The following is a 6,675-nucleotide window of genomic DNA, read 5'->3' on the forward strand; positions in this document are numbered from 1 at the left end:
CACCATGGACACAGCAAACACACTCTCCGTCATCGGCCGCCTGGTCAAACCGCGCAGCGTTGCCATCATCGGTGCTTCCGCCGATGCGGCCAAGACCGCCGGACGCCCGGTTGCCTACCTGAAGAAGCACGGGTTCGCCGGCGCCATCTACCCCGTCAACCCAAAGGTGAGCGAGATCGACGGCCTGCGCTGCTATCCGGATGTCCGTTCGCTGCCCGAGGTGCCGGATGTGGGCATCGTCCTGCTTGGCGCGGAACGCGCCCATCTGGCAGTTCGCGACCTGGCCGCCCGCGGCACCGGCGCCGCCATCGTGCTGGCCAGCGGCTATACCGAAACCGGCGCCGAAGGTGCGCGGCGCCAGGCCGAGCTGATCGAGGCAGCGGGCGCCATGCGCTTGCTGGGCCCCAATACCATCGGCCTGGTCAACCTGACCGACAACATCCCGCTGTCGGCCAGCGGCGCGCTTGAGATGRCCCATTTTCCCGCCGGCAACATCGGGGTGGTCTCGCAAAGCGGAGGCATTCTTGGCGCCTTGCTGTCACGCGCCGCCGCGCGTGGCATCGGGCTGTCCAAGCTGGTTTCCACCAGCAATGAAGTGGATCTGGAGCTGGCGGATTTCATTGACTACCTGGCCGATGACGAAGCCACCAGGGTGATTGCCCTGTACGTCGAAAGCGTACGGAACCCGGAAAAATTCCGCGCCGCCGCGCTGAAAGCCGCCAGGGCCGGAAAGCCGGTGGTGGCCTTCAAGATCGGGCGCTCCGAGGCCGGAGCCCGGGCGGCGGTATCGCACACGGGCGCGCTCGCCGGCGCGGACCGGATGTACGATGCGCTGTTCAGGCAGGTTGGGGTGATCCGCGCGGAAACCTTCGCGGACCTGCTGGATATCCCCGCCGCGCTAGCCACCGGCAGGGTGCTGCGCGGCAACCGGATCGCCATCCTGACCTCGACAGGCGGCGCCGGCACCCTGGTATCGGACAGCCTCGGGATGTCCGGCTTCGAGACGCCCCCGCCCGATGAAGCCACCGCGCAACGGCTGCGGGCGCTGCAAAAGGGCGATCACGCGGCGCTGGATCGCAATCCCATCGACGTCACCCTGGCAGGCCTGCAGCCAGACCTGTTGCGCGGTGCGATCAGGGCACTGCTGGATAGCCCGAGCTACGATGCCGTCGCCGTGATCGTCGGATCGTCGGGACTGGCGATGCCGGACCTGATGGCAAGCGCGATCCAGCAATGCCTGCCCACCAGCGACAAGCCGATCCTGGCATATGTCAGCCCACATGCGCCGCAGGCTGCCAGCTTGTTGAACGAGCGCGGCGTGCCCGCGTTCAGCGCGCCGGAAAGCTGTACCGTGGCATTTGACGCAATGCTGCGCGCCGCGCAATGGCGCGAGACGCCGGCAGACCAGGCTACGACGCCCGGCTTGCCCGCCGCGCATGCCAACGCCGTCCGCGCCGCAGCGGACTACCCATGCGGCGCGCTCGACGAAGCGGCCGCAAAGCAACTGTTCGCGCGCTTCGGCATCCCCGCCGTGCGCGAAACCATCGTCGCGAACGGAGAAGAGGCAGCCGCGGCCGCCTGCGGCCTGGGCGCGCGCGTGGTGCTGAAGATCCTCTCGGCCGAGATCACGCACAAGAGCGATGTCGGCGGCGTAGCCGTCAACCTGTCGCCAGAAGACGTGGCGGGCCGCCTTTCGGGCATGTGCGCCGACGTGCACGCGCATACCGGCGTGGTGCCGCGGCGCTTCCTCGTCCAGGAGATGGTCAGCGGCGGTGTCGAGATGATCCTCGGCATGCACCGCGATGCCCTCGGCACCGCGATCCTGCTCGGCATGGGCGGCGTCGCGGCGGAGCTGTTCAAGGACACCACCCTGCGCATGCTCCCGCCGGCGGGGGGGCTGTCGCGCGCCGAAGCGCTGGGCATGATTCGCGAACTCAAGACCTGGCCGCTGCTGGATGGCTTCCGGGGGCGGCCCAAGGCTGACGTCGACGCCCTCGCGGACGCCATTGTGGCTTTCTCCGCCATGACCGCAGCCTTGGGCGAGCGGCTGGTGGAGGCGGAGATCAACCCGGTCTTTGTGCTGCCGGCCTCCCAAGGAGTGAAGGCGGCGGATGGCGTTGTCGTGCTGGCGGACTAAAGAGGGCAGGAGAGGGCGTAAGAGCGCGCGCAGAGTCGCAATGTGCCCGGTTCCGCGAGCGCTGGCTATGTCAAACTCCGCTCCGATACGCTTGATTCCGGCTACCGGAAATCGGCCCCATCAGGAGCAACGCCTTGAACCCCGAACAAGCACTGACGAGAGCGCGAGGAAGAGCGACCAGCACGTCGGCAAACCGCTCCCTCGAACGCGGCATGGAGATACTCCGGGCCTTTCGTCCGGGCTCGGAGGTACTGGGCAACGGCGAGCTGGCCGAGCGTACCGGCCTGCCGCGCTCCACCGTCAGCCGGCTCACGCAAAGCCTGGTGGACGCCGGCTTCCTCCAATACGACCCAACGCTGCGCGCCTACCGGCTCGGCGCACCGGTCCTCAGCCTGGCCCACGCCATGCGCAGCGGCTCGGTGGTCCTGCAAGCGGCGGCACCGTTGATGCGCGAACTGGCGCAAAGCCAGCACATCAATGTCGGGCTGGCCATGGCCGATCGCGACGAGATGGTCTACCTGGAGTCCATCCGCTATAGCCGCAAGGTCTCGCTTCGCACCGTGGTGACCGGCCAGCGCGTGCCGATGGAGCATACGTCCCTGGGCCGCGCCTACCTGGCCGCAGCCCCGGCGCGGGAGACCAAGGCCTTGCTGGAAGGCTTCGGCAAGCGCCTGCGCGCCAACTGGCCGGCGCTGGAGCAACAGATCGCGCAGGGCATCGAGCAGGTACGGAAGCACGGCTGGTGCATGGCCAGCTGGCAGCCGGAAGTGGTCGCGCTTTCCACACCGCTGGTGTTCAAGAGCTACGCAATCCACATCCTGAACGTCAGCACGGCCACGCAGGCAACGCCGGCCAGCGCCGCGCGCCTTCTCAAGCCGCACCTGATGCAGCTGGCGGCGCAGATCCGGAGCGCGGTGGGGGATGAGGCGCCGTGATCGGGTTAAATGAGGTCCCAGATCTCGTCGAGTGCTTCGCGCGGGAAATCATTGCGCCAGGCTCCACCGTTTTTCTCGCGAGCGAGCGGGAATTCACCACGCCACGTCTGAGTTGCTGACGACTCATAGGATTTCCTGATGTTCTGGATCTCCTTCTGGCACTCCTGCGCACTGCACTTGCTCCCGGCAAGCCGCTGAACCGCGGCGGGCCAGCGCTCCGGCACTTTGACCACCTGACACTCGAACTTCACGAGGCTCGTCTGCATCCCACCGTTCGACTTGGCCTGCCTGGAGGTCAAGGACTTGCATTCGGTCCGATTCTTGGCGTTCAGTACGCTCTTCATCAACTCCATCACGGAAGGCTTCAGCGCTGGCTGCAATTGGGCAGGGAACAGTTCCAGAATATCCTTGGCCATGTCATCTGGATATTCCTTGTCAGCCTTGACCAGATCAGCAAACGACGCGAAATCCCCCGTCTGTCCCGCGATTTTTCGGGCGGGCCTCAGATAATTGTTCAGCGAGTTTACGCTGCTTTCGTCATGATTGATGATGGTCTTTATGTACAGATCAGCCACATTAACTGGCGTCATCTCTTCCGCGAAAACCGGGCTCGCGACCGAGACGGTGGATGCAGCCAGCACCAATGCGGTAGTGAACAAACCATTCAGTTTCTTTTTCAACTTTATTCTTCTCAGGTTACGTTAACTTTAACTTCGAACAAATCGGCCAACTTTGCATTTACATGCGTTCCATCCCGGACGGAAGAGCGAAGTAGACGTTGACCGGATCGGGACGTTCCGCATTGTACGTCGAATAAGTGCACAATGAACCTCTTTTTAGAGGTATCCCCGCACTCCACCGACTGGCGGGAGAAGGGGCAATCCTGGTCCCATCTCCGACTGCCCGGCAGCCGGATATCCCTCAGCAGTAGGTCGAACACTACTGACAGGAACCGACAGTGCGTCCATTATTTTTGGGATTCCTGCGGAAAGGGCAATTCCCTAGGCATTTATCAACACCATAGACTGACACGTGCCATTACCATTCTCATCTAGCCCTGTGTTGCAGGTCTGGAGTTCACTCTTGAGGAGAAACGGGCATGACGAAGAGCGGGTTGCAGGAAAGCAAGTCTCCTTCTCAGCTGATCGACGCGAGAATCAAGGAGCTAGACGACTGGCGGGGCAAGATGCTCAACCGGCTCCGTACTTTAGTCAAGGAAGCCGATCCTGAAGTCGTCGAGGAGTGGAAGTGGAGAGGGGTTCCGGTGTGGTCGCACGACGGATTGATCTGCACAGGCGAGACTTACAAGAATGTCGTGAAGATGACCTTCGCCAAAGGGGCGGCTCTGGTGGATCCTTCGGGCCTTTTCAACTCCAGTCTTGACGGAAACACAAGGCGTGCCATCGACTTCCGCGAGGGCGAGAAGATAGACGAGGAGGCGTTGAAAACTCTCATTCGCGCCGCCGTCACCCTGAACAAATCCAAAGCCCAAGGCTAGTCCACGGCACCAGCCGTTAGACCGTCCTTTACGACGGCCTGCCTACTAGTAGCCCGCCCCAGATCCAGCTGGATGTCGACATGGCCACCATCTTGGGCTTCTGATTGGAAAAAACGGMCATTACAACTTAGCCCTGACAGGTTTTTGTCTAGGCTAGATTCAGATGTCCGGTCTTTGGCTAGATCAGAATGTCCGGTCTAGTGCAGGATGGTGTTGGTTCTCTTGCGTCTTTTTCTTGGCTGTTTCCGTAACGCAGTCGAGCTGGCCTGAGGCGGTAACGTATCTACAGGGTGGGGCGGTTGCGCCAGTTCATCGATGGCGCGACGCAAGTCTTCCGCGTTCAGTTGCCGTTGTGGTTTCGTGCCGGGTGTCGCTGGTTCCCGCTGCTGCCGCGGTTTTTGGCCAGTCAGCGTGCGCGACGGTGCCGCCTGGATCCGACGATTGTCGCGCTGGGCCTGCACGCGCTGSGCGATCTCCAGCACATGCCCTAGCCGCTTGTTCTCCACCACCGCGCCCTGATCGATCTCGGACAACCGGTCATAGAGAACGTAGGGCAGGGCAGCGCCATCGGCCCACAGCTCGATACGGCCGTCCGGATATTCGGCCACTTCGATGTAACGATGAATCAGGGGCCGATGCTCGGGTTGGTCGGTGATGAGGTACAGCTTGCGATCGTACTGCAGCGTCAGTCGGTTGGAGACTTTGCGCCATTCGCGCCAGGTAAAGATGCGCTCGAGGTCCTCGTCGGGTCGTACGAGACGGTGCGCATTGAAGTCGCTTCTTGGCACCTTGGCGAAGCGCACATTGAAGTCCGCCAGGAAGACCGGGGCAAAGGCATTAGCCTCGGCCAGCGTCKCGATGCCGCGCTGGCGCAGTTCCTTGACCAGCCGGTCCTGCAGCGTGCCATTCATGCGTTCCACGCGGCCTTTAGCCTGACTGCTATTGGCACACAGGCTCTCGATATTCAGCTCGTACAGCACGCGCCCGAACTGCGTATAGTCCCGCCCYGTGGTGACACCTTTGGCATTGACCCGAAAGATGCTGGCCTTGTCGCTGTAGAACGCCACCGGCTTGCCGTGGCGCTCGATATAGGCGCGCGTCGCGGCAAAATAGGCGAAGGTTGACTCGGTCGGCACGAACAGCAACTGCATCAGCCGGCTGGTGGCATCGTCGACATAGACCAGCAACGTGCACATGGGGGCGCGATCCTCGAACCATGCATGCTCGCTGCCATCGATCTGCACCAGCTCGCCCAGGCAGGCGCGGCGGCTTCTCGGCTGGTACATCTTGGGCGGACGCAGCTTCCTCGGGACCCAGAAGCCGGCGTCGATCATGATCCGGCGCACGGTCTCCTTGGCCAGCTCGATGCCATGGCACTCGCGCAGCTTCTCGCAGGCCAGCGTGGGACCGTAATCGGCGTAATGCTCCTGGATTAGCGCGCGTGCCTGCGCTTCGAGCATCCTCGGCAGTTGGCGATGGCCTGGCTGCCCGCGCTGGCGCGACAACAAGCCCATAGGGCCATCGGATCGCCAGCGCTGGACCAGCCGCCGGACCTGTCGCGCCGTCAAATCCAGGCGCTCCGCGGCACGCCATTGCGCCAGGAGGCCCTCGGCCGTTGCCTGAATGACCTTGAAGCGGTCAACTTCGCGCAGACTCATGGTGATCAACCCCCGATCCTTCATGGCGCGCTCCCGTCCAGCCCAGGCGCTACCAGTATAGGTCTATCCAGAGGACATTCTGATGTGGCTGGAAGCGGACATTCTGATTTGGCCTCTACAAATCGATCAAGCAGTTCGGGAGTCTCTAGAATCCTGACGCACTGAGCATTCCCTTGCGCACCAGACCGTAGAGGCTTTCGCCGGCCCTTGACATGACCAAGGAGGACAGATGCCGGGCACGCGTATTTGAGCGAGTACAATCGGCGCGCTCGCGCCTGGGCGGAGTGACAACCCCGAGCATGCAACCGGATAACCTTGGCCCGCGCCAAAAAGTGAACTTTAAATCCCTCAATCTTTTCGTGGCCAGCAGCTTTGTGCTTGCTGTTGCCATTGCCGCCGTAGGGGCCGGTGCGCTCCATGAAATGCGCCAGGACGCGTATGCCCGCG

At 62.8% G+C, this 6,675-nt stretch carries 5 protein-coding genes; 3 read left to right on the top strand and 2 right to left on the bottom strand.

What is annotated here, in order from left to right; genetic code table 11:
• Positions 1-4 precede the first annotated feature (4 nt).
• Positions 5-2,137 carry an acetate--CoA ligase family protein gene (locus AC1DT6_RS30765; protein ID WP_477115184.1) on the top strand — a complete coding sequence of 711 codons (2,133 nt, stop codon included), beginning with the start codon at positions 5-7 and terminating at the stop codon, positions 2,135-2,137.
• A 134-nt stretch (positions 2,138-2,271) separates the two neighbouring features.
• A complete protein-coding gene (locus AC1DT6_RS30770; RefSeq protein WP_441629618.1) occupies positions 2,272-3,072 on the top strand; it encodes an IclR family transcriptional regulator in 801 nt (266 codons plus the stop codon).
• Positions 3,073-3,077: 5 nt separating this feature from the next.
• Here the strand turns inward: AC1DT6_RS30770 and AC1DT6_RS30775 are convergent, their stop codons facing one another.
• A complete protein-coding gene (locus AC1DT6_RS30775; protein ID WP_441629619.1) occupies positions 3,078-3,752 on the bottom strand; it encodes a hypothetical protein in 675 nt (224 codons plus the stop codon).
• A 419-nt stretch (positions 3,753-4,171) separates the two neighbouring features.
• Here AC1DT6_RS30775 and AC1DT6_RS30780 point away from each other — a divergent pair, with 419 nt between their 5' ends.
• Positions 4,172-4,570 (top strand): DUF1801 domain-containing protein, encoded by a 399-nt coding sequence (locus AC1DT6_RS30780; protein ID WP_441629620.1) that lies wholly within the window; start codon positions 4,172-4,174, stop codon positions 4,568-4,570.
• Positions 4,571-4,767: 197 nt separating this feature from the next.
• On the opposite strand, the gene AC1DT6_RS30785 is transcribed toward AC1DT6_RS30780, so the two are convergent.
• Positions 4,768-6,252, bottom strand: coding sequence for an ISNCY family transposase (locus AC1DT6_RS30785; RefSeq protein ID WP_477111831.1), 1,485 nt, complete (start codon positions 6,250-6,252; stop codon positions 4,768-4,770).
• Positions 6,253-6,675: the final 423 nt, after the last annotated feature.

The organism is Cupriavidus sp. 01L45, assembly GCF_056399885.1.

Coding starts and splice junctions, on each gene's coding strand:
- AC1DT6_RS30780 (WP_441629620.1), top strand. CDS start 4,172: ATGACGAAGAGCGGGTTGCAGGAAAGCAAGTCTCCTTCTCAGCTGATC.